The 17538-nt window shown below is 69.5% G+C and carries 11 protein-coding genes and 1 pseudogene; 4 read left to right on the top strand and 8 right to left on the bottom strand.

The genetic code is table 11. The annotated features are described in order from the left end of the window. Positions 1–917: 917 nt before the first annotated feature. From LIX60_RS04110 to LIX60_RS04135, 6 genes are all read right to left on the bottom strand, one after another. Positions 918–1916: an alpha-ketoacid dehydrogenase subunit beta gene (locus tag LIX60_RS04110; RefSeq protein ID WP_019710649.1), complete on the bottom strand. Its 999-nt coding sequence runs from the start codon at positions 1914–1916 to the stop codon at positions 918–920. Beyond that, a complete protein-coding gene (locus tag LIX60_RS04115) occupies positions 1909–2865 on the bottom strand; it encodes a thiamine pyrophosphate-dependent dehydrogenase E1 component subunit alpha (RefSeq protein ID WP_019710650.1) in 957 nt (318 codons plus the stop codon). The genes LIX60_RS04110 and LIX60_RS04115 overlap by 8 nt, the downstream gene beginning before the upstream one ends. Further along, the gene (locus LIX60_RS04120) at positions 2865–3824 is read right to left on the bottom strand and encodes a zinc-binding dehydrogenase (protein ID WP_227957242.1); all 960 of its coding nucleotides are present in this window, start codon (positions 3822–3824) and stop codon (positions 2865–2867) included. The genes LIX60_RS04115 and LIX60_RS04120 overlap by 1 nt, the downstream gene beginning before the upstream one ends. Positions 3825–3868: 44 nt before the next feature. Continuing rightward, positions 3869–4945, bottom strand: a complete 1077-nt coding sequence (locus tag LIX60_RS04125) for a substrate-binding domain-containing protein (protein ID WP_227957243.1) — start codon at positions 4943–4945, stop codon at positions 3869–3871. A gap of 107 nt (positions 4946–5052) precedes the next feature. Further along, complete coding sequence (locus LIX60_RS04130) at positions 5053–5868, bottom strand: IclR family transcriptional regulator (RefSeq protein WP_019710653.1); 816 nt, start codon at positions 5866–5868, stop codon at positions 5053–5055. Then, positions 5865–7097, bottom strand: a complete 1233-nt coding sequence (locus LIX60_RS04135; RefSeq protein WP_227957244.1) for a M20 family metallopeptidase — start codon at positions 7095–7097, stop codon at positions 5865–5867. Before LIX60_RS04135 ends, LIX60_RS04130 begins: the two co-directional genes overlap by 4 nt. Before the next feature lie 145 nt (positions 7098–7242). Between LIX60_RS04135 and LIX60_RS04140 the strand changes: the two genes are divergently transcribed. The 3 genes and pseudogenes from LIX60_RS04140 (at position 7243) to aac(3)-VIII (ending at position 10398) form a co-directional block, all read left to right on the top strand. Continuing rightward, positions 7243–8547, top strand: coding sequence for an aspartate aminotransferase family protein (locus LIX60_RS04140; protein ID WP_227957245.1), 1305 nt, complete (start codon positions 7243–7245; stop codon positions 8545–8547). Positions 8548–9064: 517 nt separating this feature from the next. Then, positions 9065–9421: pseudogene (locus LIX60_RS31895) on the top strand (transposase family protein); the annotation flags it as partial. 113 nt (positions 9422–9534) lie between these two features. Beyond that, a complete protein-coding gene (gene aac(3)-VIII / locus LIX60_RS04150; RefSeq protein WP_227957246.1) occupies positions 9535–10398 on the top strand; it encodes an aminoglycoside N-acetyltransferase AAC(3)-VIII in 864 nt (287 codons plus the stop codon). Between the two features lie 38 nt (positions 10399–10436). Here aac(3)-VIII and LIX60_RS04155 read toward each other — a convergent pair whose 3' ends face one another. Next, positions 10437–14171 (bottom strand): hypothetical protein, encoded by a 3735-nt coding sequence (locus LIX60_RS04155; RefSeq protein WP_227957247.1) that lies wholly within the window; start codon positions 14169–14171, stop codon positions 10437–10439. Positions 14172–14222: 51 nt separating this feature from the next. Beyond that, a complete protein-coding gene (locus tag LIX60_RS04160) occupies positions 14223–15473 on the bottom strand; it encodes an aminotransferase class III-fold pyridoxal phosphate-dependent enzyme (protein WP_095756584.1) in 1251 nt (416 codons plus the stop codon). A gap of 113 nt (positions 15474–15586) precedes the next feature. On the opposite strand from LIX60_RS04160, the gene LIX60_RS04165 reads away from it, so the two are divergent. Continuing rightward, positions 15587–17512, top strand: coding sequence for a phosphoribosyltransferase (locus LIX60_RS04165; RefSeq protein WP_227957248.1), 1926 nt, complete (start codon positions 15587–15589; stop codon positions 17510–17512). Positions 17513–17538 lie beyond the last annotated feature (26 nt).

Consider the following 17538-nt stretch of genomic DNA (forward strand, 5'->3'; position numbering starts at 1 on the left):
GCACGGTCGGCGGACATGAACCCTGCTCTTCCGGGGCCTGCATCGCGCTCATTCGGCGAGCCGGGATGTGAACGCCTCGTGGTGAGCTTCGAGAACCTCGAAATCCGTGTCGCGCACCACGAGCGCTCCGACCTGCCCGCCGGTTGCCGCGGCCGAGTCCGCGAGAGGGATCCGTTGTCAGGCCGGACTCGCTCTGACGCTTCCCAGGGAGCGACGAGGCCGGTCTCCAGCACCCTGAGGCGCCATGGTGACCACGCCCTGAGCGCGCTTGCGCGAGAGTGCCTGGAGGGCCGGCCTCAAACGGCCGTGATCACGGAGTCGCCGTATGAGGCGCTACTGGGCCGGCTGGTTCCGGGGCTGTGTCACACGCGGGGAGCACCATAAAGCGGGACCTGCGAGCGCCGCGATGAGCACCCCGCTTCGGGTCTTGCCATCCATGTCGTGGCTCCTTCGTGTATGACACACAGGGGGTCAGCCGGCACCGCGACCAGGCGTGCGGGCGAAACGGTGAGCCGCCCAATCCGCCGGGTGGGGCGCCGTGGACGCTAAGGCGCGGAAGGCGTCATCCACGTGCTCCCCGAACGACCTCGTTCGTCCATGTGCCGGCGAGCCGGCCCACCGTTCCTTCACGGCTGCTCCCGTCGACGCGGGCCGACAGAGAACGCCACGATCCACGCATAGACGCGCGGTCTTCAAACAAGGGCCCGCGATCCTGACGTGCTGCGCGATTGCTGCCAGTCCTCCGGAGTACCCGACCGCTGGGCTGCTCTCCCCTGTCCCCGTCCTCGTGGACACCTGAGTGATCTCAGCGGGAGGCAATCCGTCATCGCACAGCGCCGGGCGGCACGCCTGCAGACGGTTGATCTGCTGCCCGGCGTACAGATCTTGGATCGGGCATTCCTTCATCAGAGGAACCTTCAGGCGAGGCTGAGCGTGCCGTGCACAACACGGCGAACCGCATCGGCAATGGACTCAGCGCTGGGGATGACCGCGGCAGCGAGGTGCGGGGCTGCCGGGATGCGGACATCGGGCGTGCCGACCCTGGAGATCGGGGCGCGCAGGGTGATCCCGTGCTCGGCGATCCGCGCGGCGATCTCGGCGCCGACGCCACCCACCGTGTGGGCCTCGTGCGCGATGACCACTCGCCCCGTCCTCTCCACGCTTGAGAGCATGGTGTCGTGGTCGAGCGGACGAATCCACCGCATGTCCATCACCTCGGCGTCGATTCCCTCGCGTTCGAGTACGCGGGCCGCCTCGAGCGCTTTGAACTGCATCGCGCCCCACGTCACGACTGTGACGTCAGCGCCCTGGCGACGGATGCGGGCGCCATCGACCGGTTCGACCGGGCCACCCAGCACCACCTCGGCCTTGCCCGCGTGATAGAGCGTTCGGTTCTCGATCACAATCGTCGGGTCGTCACTCCAGATGCTGGTGAGGAGAAGGTCGTACGCGTCCTGGTGAGTGGCCGGCATGCACACCTGGAGGCCGGGGACGTGCGCGAAGATCGCCTCGAGCGACTGTGAGTGCTGCGCACACGCACCTGGGGCGTTCCCCTGCTGCGTCCGCACCGTCATGGGTGCGCTCAAGGCGCCTCGCGAAAGGTAACGGACGTTCGTGGCCTGGTTCACGAGCTGGTCGAGAGCGACGAGCGAGAAATCGGCCCACATGATCTCGACGACGGGTCTGGCCCCGAACATCGCGGCACCGACGGCGCCGCCCAGGATGGCCGCTTCGGAGATCGGAGTATCGAACACCCGATCGCCGAACTGCCGGTGCAGGCCCTTGGTCACGCCGAAGACTCCGCCCGGTTTTCCGACGTCCTCCCCGAACACGAGGACTTCGGGCCGCTCTGAGAGTGCGCGCGCGAGAGCCGCGTTCACCGACTCCGCGTACGACAGCTTCTTGATCTCAGACATACAAGTGCTCCAAGACGCTCGTGGTGGGCTCGAGCCGATCTGCGAGCGCCTCCGCAGCGGCACGCTCAACCTCGTCGGCAACGGTCTGCCGGATCTGATCCAGCGCGCTCTGTGGCACTCCGTCACCGCGCAGACGTGCTTCGATCCGGACGATCGGCTCGGACTTCGCGATCTGGTCCAGTTCGCCTTCGGGCCGGTAGTGCTGAACATCGCCGATGTAGTGACCGACGAGCCTCTGCGTCATCATCTCCAGAAGGACAGGCCCGAGTCCGCGGCGTGCGCGGGCAACCGCCTGGTGCATCGCGGAAGCGACAGCAACAGGGTCGTTCCCGTCGACTTGGGCGCCGGTCATGCCGTAGGCGTTCGCGCGGCGGAACAACTGGTCCACTCGCACCATGTCGGCGATGGGGGTGAGTTCGGAGTAGGAGTTGTTCTCGACGACGAAGATCACCGGCAGTCTCCGGATGGAGGCGAAGTTCATCGCCTCGTGCACGGCACCCTGGTTCATGGCGCCGTCACCGAACGCCGCCACCGCCACCCGCCCTGACCCGTCGTATGTTCCGGCCAGGGCGGCGCCGGCCGCGATCGGAGCGCCCGCCCCGACTATCGAGTTCTCTCCGTAGAACCCGTATGCGGGAGCGGTGAAGTACGCAGACCCGCCCCGGCCGCCGCTGATACCCGTCTCACGCCCGAGGAGCTCAGCCAGGATTGCCCGCATCGGAACCCCACAGGCAACGGCCCAGCCGTGCCCCCGGTATGTCGGGAACACAGCGTCCCGTGTCAGGTCGAGCGTCGCCACGGAACCGACATAGATCGCCTCCTGTCCATTGCACAGATGGACCGAACCGACGATGTCATTGCCGGCGCGCAACTCCGCGACCTTCTCCTCGAGCGCGCGAATCCGCCTCATCTCCGTCAGATAAGCGGTGAGGCTCTGGGTGTCGCTCATCAGACGCCCCCCTTCCTTTCGCCAAGCGCTACGGCGATCTTTGCTACGTGTGTGCTGGCTTCGAGCGCGTGAAGGGCTTCGACAGCCCCAGTGAGCGGGTACTCTGCCCCCACAACCGGCCGGATCCCGTGCTCGGTCACGAACTCGAGCATCGCCGTGTACTCCTTCGCACTGGCCATGGAGGTTCCCGCTACGGAGATCTGGCGGAAGAAGAGGTCTCGCAGATCCAGTGCTGTCTCCGCGCCGGTGGTCGCCCCGATACTGACGAAGCGACCGCCCGGCCGCAGGACCCGTAGAGCCTCGTCGAAGACCGCCGTCCCGACCGTGTCCACGACGACGTCGACGGGTTCGACCTCCGAAGACCACTGAGCACCGGTGACCACTGCATGGTCCGCCCCGCGGGCGACCGCGTCGTCAAGGACGGCTCGTCGGCGCGACGTCACGGTGACTTTCGCCCCCACCGCCTTCGCGAAGTCCATCGCCAGAGCGGCTACACCACCGCCGATACCGGGAATCAGAACGTGCTCCCCTTCCCGGAGCCGGCCCACCGAAAAGAGGGCCCGGTACACAGTCATGCTCGCGAGAGAGAGAACACCTGCCTCGACCTGACTCAGATGTGCCGGCGGGCGTGCCAGGTTCGACACGGGGACGACGACGTACTCGGCGAGCGTCCCCCAGCGGGGATCGCCGAGGATTTCGGGGACCGGAGGAACCTCATCGGGACTGTCCCAGCCGAGACAGGGGTTGATGATCCACTCGCCACTGAGACCGGATGTGTCGACTCCGGGCCCGGCGTCGACGACGGCACCCACTCCATCCGATCCCACGACCAGGGGCGCCGACTTCTCGTCTCTGGCGTTCAGGACGAAGATGTCGTGGCGATTGAGACCCGCATAGGCGAGTCGCAGAAGGACCTCCCCCGGCCCTGGTACCGGTGTTTCGACCTCGGAGAGCGACACATTCGCAACGCCCGGCCCTCCGGAATGCACTGCGGCCCGCATCATCACGATTCGACTCCCCACCGCTTGAGATAGATCTTCCGGTAGTCGGAGTCGCCATCCCACATCCCGTCGATCTGGTCGGCGTTCTCCGAAGTGATCAGCTTCACCCCCAGCGGATACACCGCCCGCGCGGGGTCCTCGCCCGCCCACATATGGGTGAGCTGATCCACGGCGGCCCAGCCGATGCCCTCCAGCGAGAAGGCCGTCGTCGCCGTCTGTCCGCACTCCTGGGCAATGCATTCTGTTGCTTGAACCGTGCCGTTCGAGGCAAGAACGGTCTTGTCCTTGACGCCCAGCGACTTCAGCGCCTGCAAGAGAGGGGGCACCGCGTCGTCATAGTCCACGTAGATCGTGTTGAAGTCCGGGTGACGCTGTACCAGTTGCTGCACCAGGCGGGGCAGCCCCACCGCGAGATCCGCCGCGGTGAAGTTCTGCTCTTCGAGCACTTCACACCCCGCGCATTCGCCCAACCGGTTCACGAACCCCTCGTAGCGCGGCCCCAACACACTGAAGCCGGTGTCGTGGAGAACGAGGGCCTTCACCTGTGCGTCGTTCTCGACGATTGCCAGGTCCGCCAGGAGCGATCCGGTCGTGGTGTAGACGTCGGCGCGGGGATTCACCGAAGAGGCGACCAGATCCGACTTCTCACCCGCCGAAGAAATCACGGGCACGTCCTGGTCTCTCGCCGCCTTGAGGGACTGCTGGATCGTGGAGGGATCAATGGCGAACGTCATGATGGCGTCGGGCCGCAGACTGAGAGCCTGCATGACCGCGGCGTTCTGGTTGTCGCCTGTTCCCTTCCCGTCGATCATGTGCGCCTTCCAGCCGAGCGCCTCGATCGCCTGCCGCGCGCCGATGGCGGGCTGGGTACACCCAGGTTGACTCTGGTTGCACGGGACGAGGACGACCGAGCGCTTGTCAGTCCCAGCGGCGACCGCGGACTTGGACCACTCGGCTTCAACCGGAGCCGTGGCGACGCGCACCCGTTCGGCGGCAGCCGACAAGAGTTTCGCGTCGTCGCCCTCACCTGTGGCTCGCTCTCCCGCTGTTCCGCAGCCGGACAGGATTGCCACGGTCATGAGAAGGGGGATCGCAGCCCACCGCTGGGGTCTTCGACTGCGCGACTGGCGCCTGCTGTGCATTGTGCTCTCCTTATTCGGCGATGTCCGTCTGACATCGGAATCGGTCATGGTTGCCCTGGGTGGTGCCGGCCCGCCGTCACTGCGTCGACCGGACGCTTACCGGCAAGGAACCGCGTGGCCATCGCTGCCGCCTCGACGACCGCTGCGACGAGAGTCGGCTTGAGCTTGGCGAATCGGATGGTTGGAACCGAGACCGTGTACGCGCCCGCGGGAGTGCCGTCAGGCGACACAAACCCCGAGGCGACGCACTGCACGCCCTCTGCGAACTCCTCGCGATCCATCGCGTAGCCCTGCCGTCGTATCTGCGCAAGCTCGACCAGGAGTTCCTCGTAGTCCGTGATGGTCGCCGAAGTCAGCTGGGCGAGCTTCACTCCCTTGAAGAGGGCCTCGACCTGGTCGCCGGGGAGCAGAGCGATGATTGCCTTGCTCGAAGCCCGCGCGTGGAGGTCCCCCCCGAAGCCCACTTCGAGCTTTCCCACGTTCGTGGCCTGGGTGCCCGCCAGGTAATGCTGCAGGATGGCCGCCCCGTCCTGCCAGCGGGTGATGTAGCTCGTCTCACCGCCCGTGACGTTGTGGAGGCGGGCGAGGATGACACTGAGCTCAGGGACGACGGCGACGCGCTTCTGTATCTGCCGCGCGACCCAATACGCGTGGGGCCCAGGCTCATACTGGCCGTCCGGCTGGCGGGCCACGTGCCCGGAAACCGCCAGAGTGCGAAGAATGTGATAGCAGGTCCCCTGCCGCAGCCCGAGATCTCTCGCGATACGCTTCGCATTCGCGGGCCCGTGCTCGCAGATGTACTCAAGCACGGCGAGTCCGCGCTCCAGCGTGGAGAGTGTTGTCGTCTCGGGAACACTCATGCCGCACCTGCCAGAGCGATCGCCAGGACCTTGGCTGCGGTGAAGACATCGGCAACGGCGATGCTCTCGTCGGGCGCATGGGCAAGGGCCACGTCTCCGGGCCCGAAGATCGCCGTCGGGATTCCGCGGCCTCCGTAGAACGCCGCATCCGATCCTGCGGTGAACGCGGCGATCGTCGCCGCGCCCACGACATGCTCCTGGGCGCGTACGAGAGACTGAACGAGCTCAGCCTCCCGAGGGGTCTCCCATCCGCGCAGGCCGGCGTTGCCCCACTTCACGGCCGCGGGATGGTCCCGGAACCAGTCGTCATCCTCGGCGAGCGACTCGAGAGCCGCCGAGATGGCGGCGCGAAGCCCCTCCGGATCCTCTCCGGGCCTCAGGCCCATGCGGCCGGACATCGTCGCGAAGGCGGGGATGGAGGCCGGGTAGTCGCCGGCGGCGATCTTCCCGATTGCGAACGGGATGCCCGTGGGGACGTCCTCGAAGAGCTCGTGGGAGTACGAGTCCGACCGTGCGGCGGCAAGACGCCGCAGCCGATCACGGGCGGCCAGGAGCTTCTCGAAGGCGTCAACCCCACGCCAGGGCGCGGACGTGTGGGCAGCCATCCCGGAGACCTCCACGGTGAAGAACTGGAGGCCGGTGCTGAGCGGGACGATATGGCCGCCGGATGGCTCCATTACGATCACCGCGCTCGGAGCCTCACTCTCGGCCTCCACCATGAGCCGCGTTCCCACACCGGTCTTCTCCTCACCGATGACGAGTTCCAGCCGGATGTCACGCAAGGGCTGCGCACCGCAATCCTCAAGAGCCGCCAGCGCGAGGACGGCCGCGGCGATACCGCCCTTCATGTCGACAGAGCCACGCCCGTAGAGGCGCCCGGCCCGAACGTGACCGGAGAATGGTGATTCCCTCCACTCCGACGGATCACCGGGAGGCACGACGTCGACATGCCCGTTCAGGACGGTCAGGCCGTCGCCTGCGCCGGGACGGTAAGCGACCACATTCGCCCGCTGCCCGACACGTGGCTCGTCGGCACACAGGGCCGAGCCTGCCAGCGGCAGTGAGCGGACCTCCCAGCCGAGGGCGCGGAGCTCTCGTTCATAGAACTCGGTGACCGGCTCTTCGTGGCCCGTGACGCTCTGGCACCGGACGCTCTCCGCCAGGAACTCGAGGAACTCCGGCGCCAGCCGGGCAACCGCCGTCTCGATGCGACTCGCGACACTTTCCATGACCACCCCTTCCTCGCTCCGGTCGATTACTCGAAACTACGAGCGCCCTTGTTGTGGCTTTGCCCATATGAACGCAATGTTCGAATATTTGAAATCTTACCCGCGAAACGAGGAGCGGAAGAGGTCACGGCAGTAGCGTGGCACCATGCTGGAATCACAGATACCGGGTGCTGACCTGCTCAGTCGGCACAAGCGCGTCATGCCCGACTGGATGGCCCTCTACTACCGCGAACCGCTGGAACTGGTCGCCGGCGACGGCAGACATGTCGTCGGCGGCGACGGCCGCACCTACCTCGACTTTTTCGGCGGGCTGCTCGCGACGATGGTGGGGCACAACGTTCAGGAGATCGTCGAAGCTGTGCGTGCGCAGGCCGGGAAGCTCTTGCACTCCTCGACGCTCTACCTCATCCGGCAACAGGTCGACCTTGCCGAAAAGATCGCTAAACACTCCCGCATCGACGACGCTCGCGTCTTCTTCGTGAACTCCGGCAGCGAGGCCGTGGAGACCGCGTTGCTCTTGACCACGGCGGCGGCCAAGAGCAACCAAGTGCTGGCGCTGCGCGGGAGCTACCACGGCCGGACCTTCGGAACAGTGGCCACAACCGGGATCCGCGCCTGGTCGGCGACAAGCCTGAGCCCGCTCCAGGTGAGCTATGTCCACAGCGGATACCGGTATCGGAGTCCCTTCGGACACCTTCCCGACGACGGGTTCACGGAAGCGTGCGTCGATGAGCTCCGGACAATCATCGAGACCACGACGAGCGGTCGGGTCGCCTGCATGATCGCAGAACCGATCCAGGGCGCCGGCGGCTTCGCCTCTCCGCCCCCAGGGTTCTTCCAGCGCACCAAGGCCGTGCTCGACGAATACGACATCCCCCTCGTCTCCGACGAGGTGCAATCGGGCTGGGGTCGCACAGGCCGCGCCTTCTTCAATATGCACGCACATGGTGTCACGCCAGACGTCATCACCTTCGCAAAGGGTCTCGCCAACGGGCTTGCCATCGGGGGCGTGGTCGCGCGCCCCGAGCTCATGCATGCGATCGAGGCAAACTCGATCTCAACAGCAGGCGGCAATCCCATCGCCATGGCTGCCGCCAATGCCACGATCGACTACATCCTTGATCACGACCTCCAGTCCAACGCCGCTGCCCGCGGAGATCAACTGCTTGCGGGGCTGCGGAAGCTTGCGGAGAAGTACCCCGCCATCGGGGACGTCCGCGGTGAAGGACTGATGATCGGCGTCGAACTGGTCGTCCCCGGTACCAAGACCCCCGATGTCGCCGGCACACTGCGCGTCTTGGAGCGCGCGCGAGAACTCGGTCTCCTTATCGGACGGGGCGGACTGCTCGGCAATGTGCTGCGCGTGACTCCCCCGATGACGGTCACGAGCGACGAATGCTCCACCGCGCTCGAAATACTTGACCAGACCCTGGCGCAGACGCCCGAATAGGCCTGCCAAGGTTCAGTGAAGTCCTCTCGGTAGCGTGACGGTTGCGGTGGGCCGGATGACTTACTGAGATTCCACGCGCGATGTCGCAGACCGCCTTGCGCTTGAACTGCGAAGGCGGTTGGCCATAAAGCGACATGACACCAAGATCATCAGTAGCGCTTGTCTCACGTGGCAAGTGGTGCGAGCTTCTTGTAGCAGGTCAGTCCTTCTGGTCCCTATCGGGTAACGCCTTCCGGGACCCGCATCCTGCGGGCCGACTCGCAGTTCAACAATGCTGGGTTCATCGCCGCCTGCCACCGGGCCGGCGCCCACTTCTCGATCACCACCGGCATGAACCCCTCCATCAAACGAGCCGTCCACAGCATGCCCGCACTCAGCCGACAGCCCGCCCCGAAAACCCTCGCAGCTCATGCCGAAACCGCGTCGGTGGATCGAGGCTAAGGGCGGTCCCATAACTGGCGGTCACGGGACAACCCCTTAAGGGGTGTTGCACAATGCTGTGAACTGGGCATCTTCGTTGTATGGCTGGGTGTTGAGGGCCGAGCGGGGTGTGGGTGGAGACGTTCACCCGGCTGCGGTGGATTAGTTGGGCCGGCTACTGAAAGCGGTCCGGGAACGTGGTGGCGAGGGGTGTGGATGGGGCAGGCCGTGGCGGCTCCCGCTGGCCGAGCGGGTGCTGCTGGTGGCCGTGTACTACCGCACGAACCTCACCACGCGGCAGCTCGCCCCGCTGTTCGGCGTCTCGCCCGCGACCGTGTGCCGGGTCGTCCAAAGGCTCGGTCCGCTGATCGCGCTCGAGCCGGCCCGCACCTCCCGGGAAGCAGTCGAGCGGCTGTGGATCGTGGACGGCCCGGTCCGTGATCGCGTCGACGGGCTGTCCATGATCGCCACGGTTTCTGACGGCGCACCCGCGCACGCGGGGATCACAGCGGCCGGAAACCGACCACGCAGGGCGGGTTGTGCCCGTGTGCCGTTAGGTTCAGGTGCGTGGACGAGAAGGAACTGATCGAGCGGGCCGGCGGCCCGGTGACCCGCGGCCGTCTGGTGCGCGACCTCAGGGCACTGGGCGTGTGCGGCGGCGACACCGTTATGGTGCACACCCGCATGTCCGCGGTCGGGTACGTCGTGGGCGGCACGCAGACCCTCATCGGAGCGCTCCTCGACACCGTCGGTGACGCCGGCACCCTCATGGCGTACTGCGGCTGGAACGACGCCCCACCATACGACCTCGCCGACTGGCCGCTGGGGTGGCGGGAGGCGGCCCGCGCCGAATGGCCCGCGTACGATCCGCTGTTCAGCGAGGCCGACCACAGCGTCGGCCGCGTCCCCGAGGCGCTGCGGCACTGGCCCGGCGCCGTCCGCAGCCGGCACCCCGACGCCAGCTTTCTCGCTGTGGGGCCGGCCGCCCACCGGCTGATGGACGACCACCCGTGGGAGGATCCGCACGGCCCGGACAGCCCGCTCGCCCGGCTCGCCCGGGACGGCGGCCGGGTGTTGCTCCTCGGCGCCCCGCTGGACGCGCTGACACTGCTGCACCACGCAGAGGCCCTGGCCGAGGCCCCCGGCAAGCGGTATGTCGAGTACGAGCAGCCCGTCATCGTCGACGGGCGTCGTGAGTGGCGGCGTTTCCGGGACATCGACACCGAGACCGAGGCCTTCCCGTACGGGCGCGTGGTGCCCGAGGGCGTGTGGCCGCTCACGGTCATCGCCGAGGACATGCTGGTTGCGGGCATCGGCCGCACCGGCCGGGTCGGCGCCGCCCCCAGCCATCTCTTCGAGGCCCCGGACGTGGTCCAGTTCGGCGTCGAGTGGATCGAGAGCCGGCTCGGGGAGGCGGCCGACGACCGCTGAAGCCGCCGGCCGCCCGCCGAGGAGTGGCCGATGGCCCGTCAGACCGCCGGCATTCCCGCACCGGTCTTCGCGCGGATGTCGCGGCGCAGCCGCCCGCCCACCGCGGCAGCGGCCGCCGCCAGCAGTTCCTCCCGGCGGGGCCCGTCGCCGTACGGCACGACTTCCAGATCCGCCACGAGTCCTGTCAGCAGCCCCGCTTCCGCCAGTACGTCCGCGTACCGGTGCGCCAGGTACTGCTTGCAGCGGCGGTGCGCCCGTGGCCGGTCCGCGAGCCGACGGGCCACGTCGGCGGCGTTCGCCTCCGACACGACCAGCCAGGGCGCCCTCCGCAGCAGCGGCCCGTCACCGCCGGGCCGCCCGGCGAACGCCCGCACCACCGCGTCCCTTGCGTCCGCGCGGGCCAGGAGCGCCGCGCCCAGCACGTCGGCCCAGCCCGTCGGTTCCGCAGCGGCGAGTGCTGCCGCCGCCGAGTCCGGGAACCGGGCCGCCACAAGGAGCGCCAGTTGTTGCACCACGTTGTGCGCGGCGATCCAGTCGCCCGGGTCCTCCGTGGCGGCCAGCCGCCGCCAGGCCGCGTCCAGCCGGGCCAGCGCGCCCTCCGGGCCTGCGGCGGAGGCTGCCAGCACCTCGGCGCGGATCCGTTCCTCCGTACAGAGCATGCCGACGGCGGTGCCCAGCGGAAGTGTCTCCAGCGTCTCGAACAGCTCCGAGTCGTCGTAGACGAGCCGGTAGTCCACAAGCGCCCGGAATACCTGCGCCCATTCCGGTTCCCGGAAGGCCGCCGGCAGGTCTGCCACGTCCTCGGCGGGCACGTACGAGAAGTCGTACGAACCGTCGAAGAGCATCCGGAACACGCCCAGGGCGAGGCGCATCTGAGAGAGCGTGAGCCGTTCCATGCCGGCCGGGGGACGTGCCTCCACCTGAAGCGTCCACGTCCCCGCCAACAGCACCCGCTCGTAGCGGAACACGAGTTCCGGGAACCACGTGCCGCATCGGTCCAGCAGGACCGTCAGACCGGTCAGCCGTCCCGCCTCCTCCTCGGTGACGTCCGGCGGCTCAGTCCACTCGCCCTCCACCCGGTCCGGGCGGAACAGCAGGCTCGCCTTGTGGATGCCGAGCGGGACGTCCAGCTCGACCGCGTCCCGCGTGAACCGCAGCAGCTTGTTGCCGCCCGGGCCGAACCGGTCCGACAGCCGCTGGAGTTCCCGTACCCCGGAGGGCGCCCGCTCGGCGGGGTAGCGGGGCGTCCGGGCCAGCAGCCACTGGTGCAGCACATTGTGCAACTGGTGCGGATTGGCCGGCCCGTCCCCGGCGTCGGCCGCCGCCCGCTCCAGCAGTCGGCTCCACGTCAGCTCCTCGTCCAGGCCGAAGTCGTCCGGCACGGGTTCTCCGCGCCACGCCGCGACCCACGCACCGAACCCCTCCACCGCACGCCGCTCCCCGGGCGTGAGGCCGAACGTGCCCACCAGGCCCAGCCACTGCTCCAGCACGTCGAGGTACGCGCGGTAGAGGCCGGGCTCCGGGTGGTCGACCAGTTCCAGCAGCAGGCGTTTGAGAGTGCTGTCGTAGGCCTCGATGAGGTCGCTCCTGGTCAGGTCCAGCAGCACCGCGTCCCCGCAGTCCCACGTCCCGGCGGCCGCGTACGCCCGGTAGGCGTCGTTCAGCGCACAACTGCGCTGCGCCGCCTCCTGCGGGTCGGCGGCCGCCAAGTCGACCCGGCCGCGCTCCACCGCCAGGTACCGCGCCGCGAACTCCTCGTCCCCGGCGGCCGCCGCGAGCAGCCGGTGTGTCTCCGCGGGCGGCGCCGATGAGCGCACGGCGAACCGGCACAGCGCCTCGGTGCGGGCGGTGTCATCCAGCGGCAGGGCTGCCACGGTCCGGGTGAGAATGTCGTCGCGCTCGGCAGCCGAGTACACGTCCAGGGCGTGCAGGGACGACGCCAGGGACGTCACCGCGTCCAGCAGGGCGAGGCCCGCCTCCGTGCCACGCCCGCCGTCGTCCGCGAGGGCGCGGGCCGGCGCGAGGACGGTTTCCAGCGCCGTGTCCGATACCGTGCCCGCCGCTTCGAGACGCGCCACCGCGACGGCCGTTCGCACGTCGGCGGCGCCGGCCGCCCGTGCGGCCCCCAGCCCGCGGGCGTACGCCCGCGCCGCGTCCGGCAGCAGCTCCGCCACCCGCTCTGCCGGCAGGCCACCGTCGAGCAGCACCTCGGCGCAGCGGGCCGTGAACGCCGGCGACGACACCTGGGCGCCCCGCCGGATGAACACGTCCGGGGACGGCAGGAAGCTGTCCAGCACGATCCGGTCCCGCACCCGCGGCGGCAGGTGCGGCAGCTCGTACAGCCGGCCGACGCCCGGCATCAGCGCGAGGGTCGGCCCGGTACCGTCCGTCCGCGCCGCGGCTGCCGCGCCCGTGGCGTCGGCCGGTGCGAACAGGAGTCGGCAGCCCTGCGGGACGGCCGACATGCGCCGCGTTCCCGTCTCCACCGCCGGGGGACGGCCGGTGCCGAAATAACACTCCTGCGTCCATGGGTCGGCCAGCGCGTACGACGCGGTCTCCGGGATGTCCTCCGGGCGACCCCGCAGCACGGCGACGCCCTCCTGACGGAACATCACTGCGGCGTGCTCGCCGGGGCTGCCGCGCTCCACCAGGACATGCCCGAGGCGCCGTCGCTGATCAGGTTCGAGGCGCAGGTAGCGGCTCCAAGCGTCCTCGAGCCGCACCGACGTGAGGAACGACGAGGCGCGCACCCGGCGTGGCGGCACGAGGATGTCCACGGGCGCGGCCGCGCACGTGCCGCGCCAGACGTCCCGGCACGCGTCCGTGAGGACGTCCAACGAGGGCTCCGGGTCGAACGCGGTGGCCGGCCGGATCTGCACCAGCCGCGTCCGCGTGGTCTCCACCCGCCGCAGCAGCGCCCCGCGCCACAGCGTCGTACCGGGCAGGCCGGTGAGCCAGGCCAGGCTGTTGTCACCGTCGCCCAGGCGCTGAGCGGAGGCGAAACCGAAGCCCAGCGACAGCTGGCCGACGAGCCGGTCGTCCGGCGCGAGCTCGGTGAGCCCGGTGACGGACACCGTGCCCGCGTCGGTCTCCAGCACCCACTCGGAGTCCAGGCGGGGCATGCCGAAACCGTGGTGGAGCCGCGTCAGCAGACCGCTCAGCGCGGCCACGTCCGCGTCGTCCAGCAGCGGTGTCTCCGCCGGGGAGACCGGCCGGTCCGCCACGACGGCCCGAGCCGCGTCCACGGTGTCGTCCGCGTCGCTGACGAGCGGCTGGACGAACGCGGCGATCGGGGAGGGGCGGTATCCGGGGTCGGTCAGCCGCTGCTGGGCGACGGCGTGCTCGCCGTACCCGCTGAAGACGACCGCTGCGACCGTGGCGTACAGGTCGTCGGGACGCGGGCACACCAGACTCTCGTAGCCGCCCGCGTTGACGTTGTCCTCCTGGTCCTCCGCGCCCGAGCTGCGGACGATCCAGGGTGCCTCGCCGCACACCTCGCGGAGCAGTGCGGCGAGACCGGGATGCCGCTCGCGCAGGAATCCCGCGTACCCGACAACGAGTTTCTTCTGCGACGTTCCCTCCGCGTCCGCCGCTGCGATGAATTCCCGGGCGTCGGCAGGGTTGAGCGGATACACCGGAAGGGCCACTTCGATGAATTCTGGATCGTGGTACAACCGGAGCAGTCGGGCGCATTTCATGCCGTATTTCTCGGCCTCATCGGAGAACTCCTGCTCGGGCCCACCGGTGGTTCCGACAATCGCTGGGCTGTCCATGGAAAGGTGTCTCAATCTCTCTGGTCCTGGGTTCGGGGAATGGGGCCGGGTTCAGTCGTCGAGCAGCCGCGCCAGCCATCCGTCGGTGTCCGCCCGGTCGCGGCGGGCCTCGCGCAGACCGTCCATCACGTTCCACGCCACCCGGTAGCGGGCCGCCTCGTCGACCGGTTCGGCGCCCGCGTACGCCGACAGCCGGTCGCAGACCCGGGTGAACCGCTGCTCGGCGTCCGTCAGCACGGCGTCGTCGAAGGCGGCCGACACGCTCTGGTTGTCGCCCGTGTAGAAGAGCAGGCCCTCGGCGTTCGCCGCCTCGTAGAAGGCGGCCTCCAGTTGCTCCGAGGCCGGAACGAACTGGAAGAATGTGCCGTCGCCCGCGATCTCCACAGGCAGCGCCGCGTCCTCGAGCGCTTTGCGGGCGTGGCGCAGGAACCGGTCGCCGGCCTCGCGCACCGCCCGCTGGGGCTCGCCGGTGGCGACCCGGTCGAGCACGGTGTCCGCCGCGGCCAGGATCGTCGGCTCGAAGAAGGAAGTGAACGACACCTCCTTCAGCGGCCTCAACAGCGCCCGGGGCCCGCCGACGGCGGATACGGCGTGCCCGTTGGCCATGCCCTTGGCGACCACCCATACGTCCGGGGTGATCAGCCCGGACGTGGACAGGCCGGGCCCGTAGCGCAGGCCCACCTTCACCTCGTCCGCGATCAGTACTGCCCCGGCGGCCGAGCAAAGCCGGCGCAGCTCGCGGTACCAGCCGTGCGACAGGTGCATGTGGTCCGGTGACACGACCACGGCCGCCGCCCGATCGGGTGCGGCCAGCAGTTCCTCCAGCAGGCCCAGGTCGAAGAAGAAGTCCACCACCCCGTCCGCGTTGGGCCTCAGCGGTGCCCCCGACGGGTACCACATCGGGTCGTAGCCGTGGTAGCCGGCGCTCAGCAGCAGGTGTCGCCCGGTCGCCTCGCGCACCGCCAGCGCCGCCGCCCGCACCGCCGCCGTACCGGACCGGAACAACCCCACGGCATCGCCGCCGCACAGGGTGTGCAGCCGTGTCAGCACCGCGTCGATGCGCGGGCTCCAGCCCGTGGCCGTGCCGTCCGCGCCGGTCGCGGCCCTGGCCACGGCCTCCGCAACACCCGGGTCGCCGTGTCCCAGCAGAATCGATCCCCGGGCATTGTCGAAATCAATCCAACGGAATCCGGATTCATCGGTCACATAGGCTCCGGCGGCCGAAGTGAAAACCCGGGGGCGGTCCCGCGAATCGCGCGGACAGGTGGGGAATTCGGCCAGCAGGGAAGAGTTTTCCGTCATAATTCACCTCATGGGAAAGGAAGATATTGAACGTGAATTCGGGCGGGTGCAGAGTGTTCACGCAGTCCGGGCGTGAGAAGCACCGGAAACAAGTGACCCCGAACCCTGGAGGAATGGACGTGGTGACGACCGGCATGGCGCTGCCAGCCCTGCACCGTGCTTTCGTGGACACGGCCCGGCAGGACGGGAGCGCGGCCGCCCTGCACGCCTGCTCCTGTTTCGCGGAACAACTGCTCTCCGATACCGCCGCCGCGGCGGCCCGGGCGGCCGCGGCCGGCCCGGCCCCCGCGGCCGACACGGCCGGACTGACCGATGCCGCACGTCGGTTGCGGGAGCTGTGCACCGTACTCGCCCGGGACATGGCTGCCGGCCCCTCCCAACCGGTCCGTGGCGCGGAGCGACAGCTCACAACCGTGGAGCAGGCTCTCGCTGCAGCCACCGACGCCACCGACACGCTGTGGCGCTCCCCCTCCGCCCGGACGGACGAGGAGACCGCCGCCCTGCTGCGGCACGCCACCGACTGGAAGACCCCGGAGTGCTACGGCTACGACCTGGCCGATCCCGAACTCTCTCTGGACCAGGCCGCCGGCTGGCTCGCGGCCCGCCCCGCCGATACCCCCGTCCTGGTTGTGGGCGTCCGGACCGGCGGCTCCTACCTGGCACCCTTCTGGCAGGCCGGTGTTGAGGACGCCGGGTTGGCGGCAGGCCCCTGGCACAGCGTCCGCCCGGTGCGCGGCGCCGGAGGCATCATCCTGCCGGCCTCCGAACTCGCCGCGCTGCCGCGCGAACTGCGACCCGGCACCACAGTGGTCCTGGTCGACGACCAGCCGGACACCGGCGCCACTGCCAGGGCCGTGCGCGACCGGCTCGCCGAACACTTCCCCGGCGTGCGGGACATCGTCCTCGCCGCGCCGGGACGGCTCCACGATCTGAACGGTCCCGCCGTGCGGGTCCTCACCGAACGGCCTGTCGTCCGCACCGGCACTTCCCGCCTGTGGCAGCTGGCCGGCGCGGGCGACACCGCCGGGCTGGTCGCCCGCGCCCGCGCCGCCGGGGTGCCGCTCGCCGTCGGCGCCGTCCACCGGATCAGGCCGTTCCGAGGCCCGTTCCTCACCGCGTACGGCACGGCCGCCGTTCCGGCGCAGGACGGCGGGGTCCACCGCATCGACCCGCACAAGCGGCCCTTCACTCTGATCGCCGACTCGGACGGCCTCCGGGGCACGGGCTACGACGGGCATGACAGCGCCCCGGAGGCGTACCACTTCCGTTTCATCGGCACGGGCACGCACGGGCTGCACTGTCACCGCACCCTGTGCGCCCTGGGCGACCTGCTCCCGGCCGGCCACACCTTCGCCGACGGTTACCTGATCACCCATCACGAAACCGGCTTGCGCCCGCTGCGCGAGGAGCTGCCGGCGCTCACCCCGCCGCAACAGCGCGGGGCGCTCGGCACGGTCGCCGCCTCCTGGGAAACACTGCGGCGCCTCGGCGAGCTGGGCCGTCCGGGCCGCGGCGCCGCCTACAACCCGCGGGCTCGCCTCGATGAGGCGCTGCGGCGGCTGCGCCACCGCATGGGCCGCCCGCTTCCCGTGGACGGGGCATGGACAGCCCGGCACCTGCCGGAGCGGGCACCCATCGGCGGCGTCGACGGCATCCTGTTCCGCACCCCGCTGCCGTACGGGCACGGGCACTGGCACTGGCAACTGGCTGGGGACGGGGACTGCGCGACCGGGCTCGCCGTGCGGCGGTTCGGCCTGGACTGGATCTGGGGCGGGGGTGGCTGTCTGGAGAGCGAGATCGCCTCGTTCGTCGTTGAGAACCGGCTCGACGAATCCGCTGTGAACGTGCTGGGTGAGGCGGTCGCCGCGGCCACGGGTGACGCCCGGGCCTTCGACGCCGGGCTTCGGCTGGCCGGCGAGGCGCTCTACTGGAATGTCAAGACGTGGCTGCGGCGCTGTCCGGTCCTCACCGGGGTCACCGCTGACCGTGTCGAGACCGAACTGGCCGCGCAGGCACGGTACGTCGCCGCCCTGTTCTGATCCGCGCCGGCACCCGCCGTGGCCGC

Source organism: Streptomyces sp. S07_1.15 (genome assembly GCF_020739505.1).
Classification (GTDB): Bacteria; Actinomycetota; Actinomycetes; order Streptomycetales; family Streptomycetaceae; genus Streptomyces; species Streptomyces xinghaiensis.

Coding starts and splice junctions, on each gene's coding strand:
- LIX60_RS04110 (WP_019710649.1), bottom strand. CDS start 1,916: ATGTCTGAGATCAAGAAGCTGTCGTACGCGGAGTCGGTGAACGCGGCT.
- LIX60_RS04115 (WP_019710650.1), bottom strand. CDS start 2,865: ATGAGCGACACCCAGAGCCTCACCGCTTATCTGACGGAGATGAGGCGG.
- LIX60_RS04125 (WP_227957243.1), bottom strand. CDS start 4,945: ATGACCGTGGCAATCCTGTCCGGCTGCGGAACAGCGGGAGAGCGAGCC.
- LIX60_RS04130 (WP_019710653.1), bottom strand. CDS start 5,868: ATGAGTGTTCCCGAGACGACAACACTCTCCACGCTGGAGCGCGGACTC.
- LIX60_RS04135 (WP_227957244.1), bottom strand. CDS start 7,097: ATGGAAAGTGTCGCGAGTCGCATCGAGACGGCGGTTGCCCGGCTGGCG.
- LIX60_RS04140 (WP_227957245.1), top strand. CDS start 7,243: ATGCTGGAATCACAGATACCGGGTGCTGACCTGCTCAGTCGGCACAAG.
- LIX60_RS04155 (WP_227957247.1), bottom strand. CDS start 14,171: ATGGACAGCCCAGCGATTGTCGGAACCACCGGTGGGCCCGAGCAGGAG.
- LIX60_RS04160 (WP_095756584.1), bottom strand. CDS start 15,473: ATGACGGAAAACTCTTCCCTGCTGGCCGAATTCCCCACCTGTCCGCGC.
- LIX60_RS04165 (WP_227957248.1), top strand. CDS start 15,587: ATGGACGTGGTGACGACCGGCATGGCGCTGCCAGCCCTGCACCGTGCT.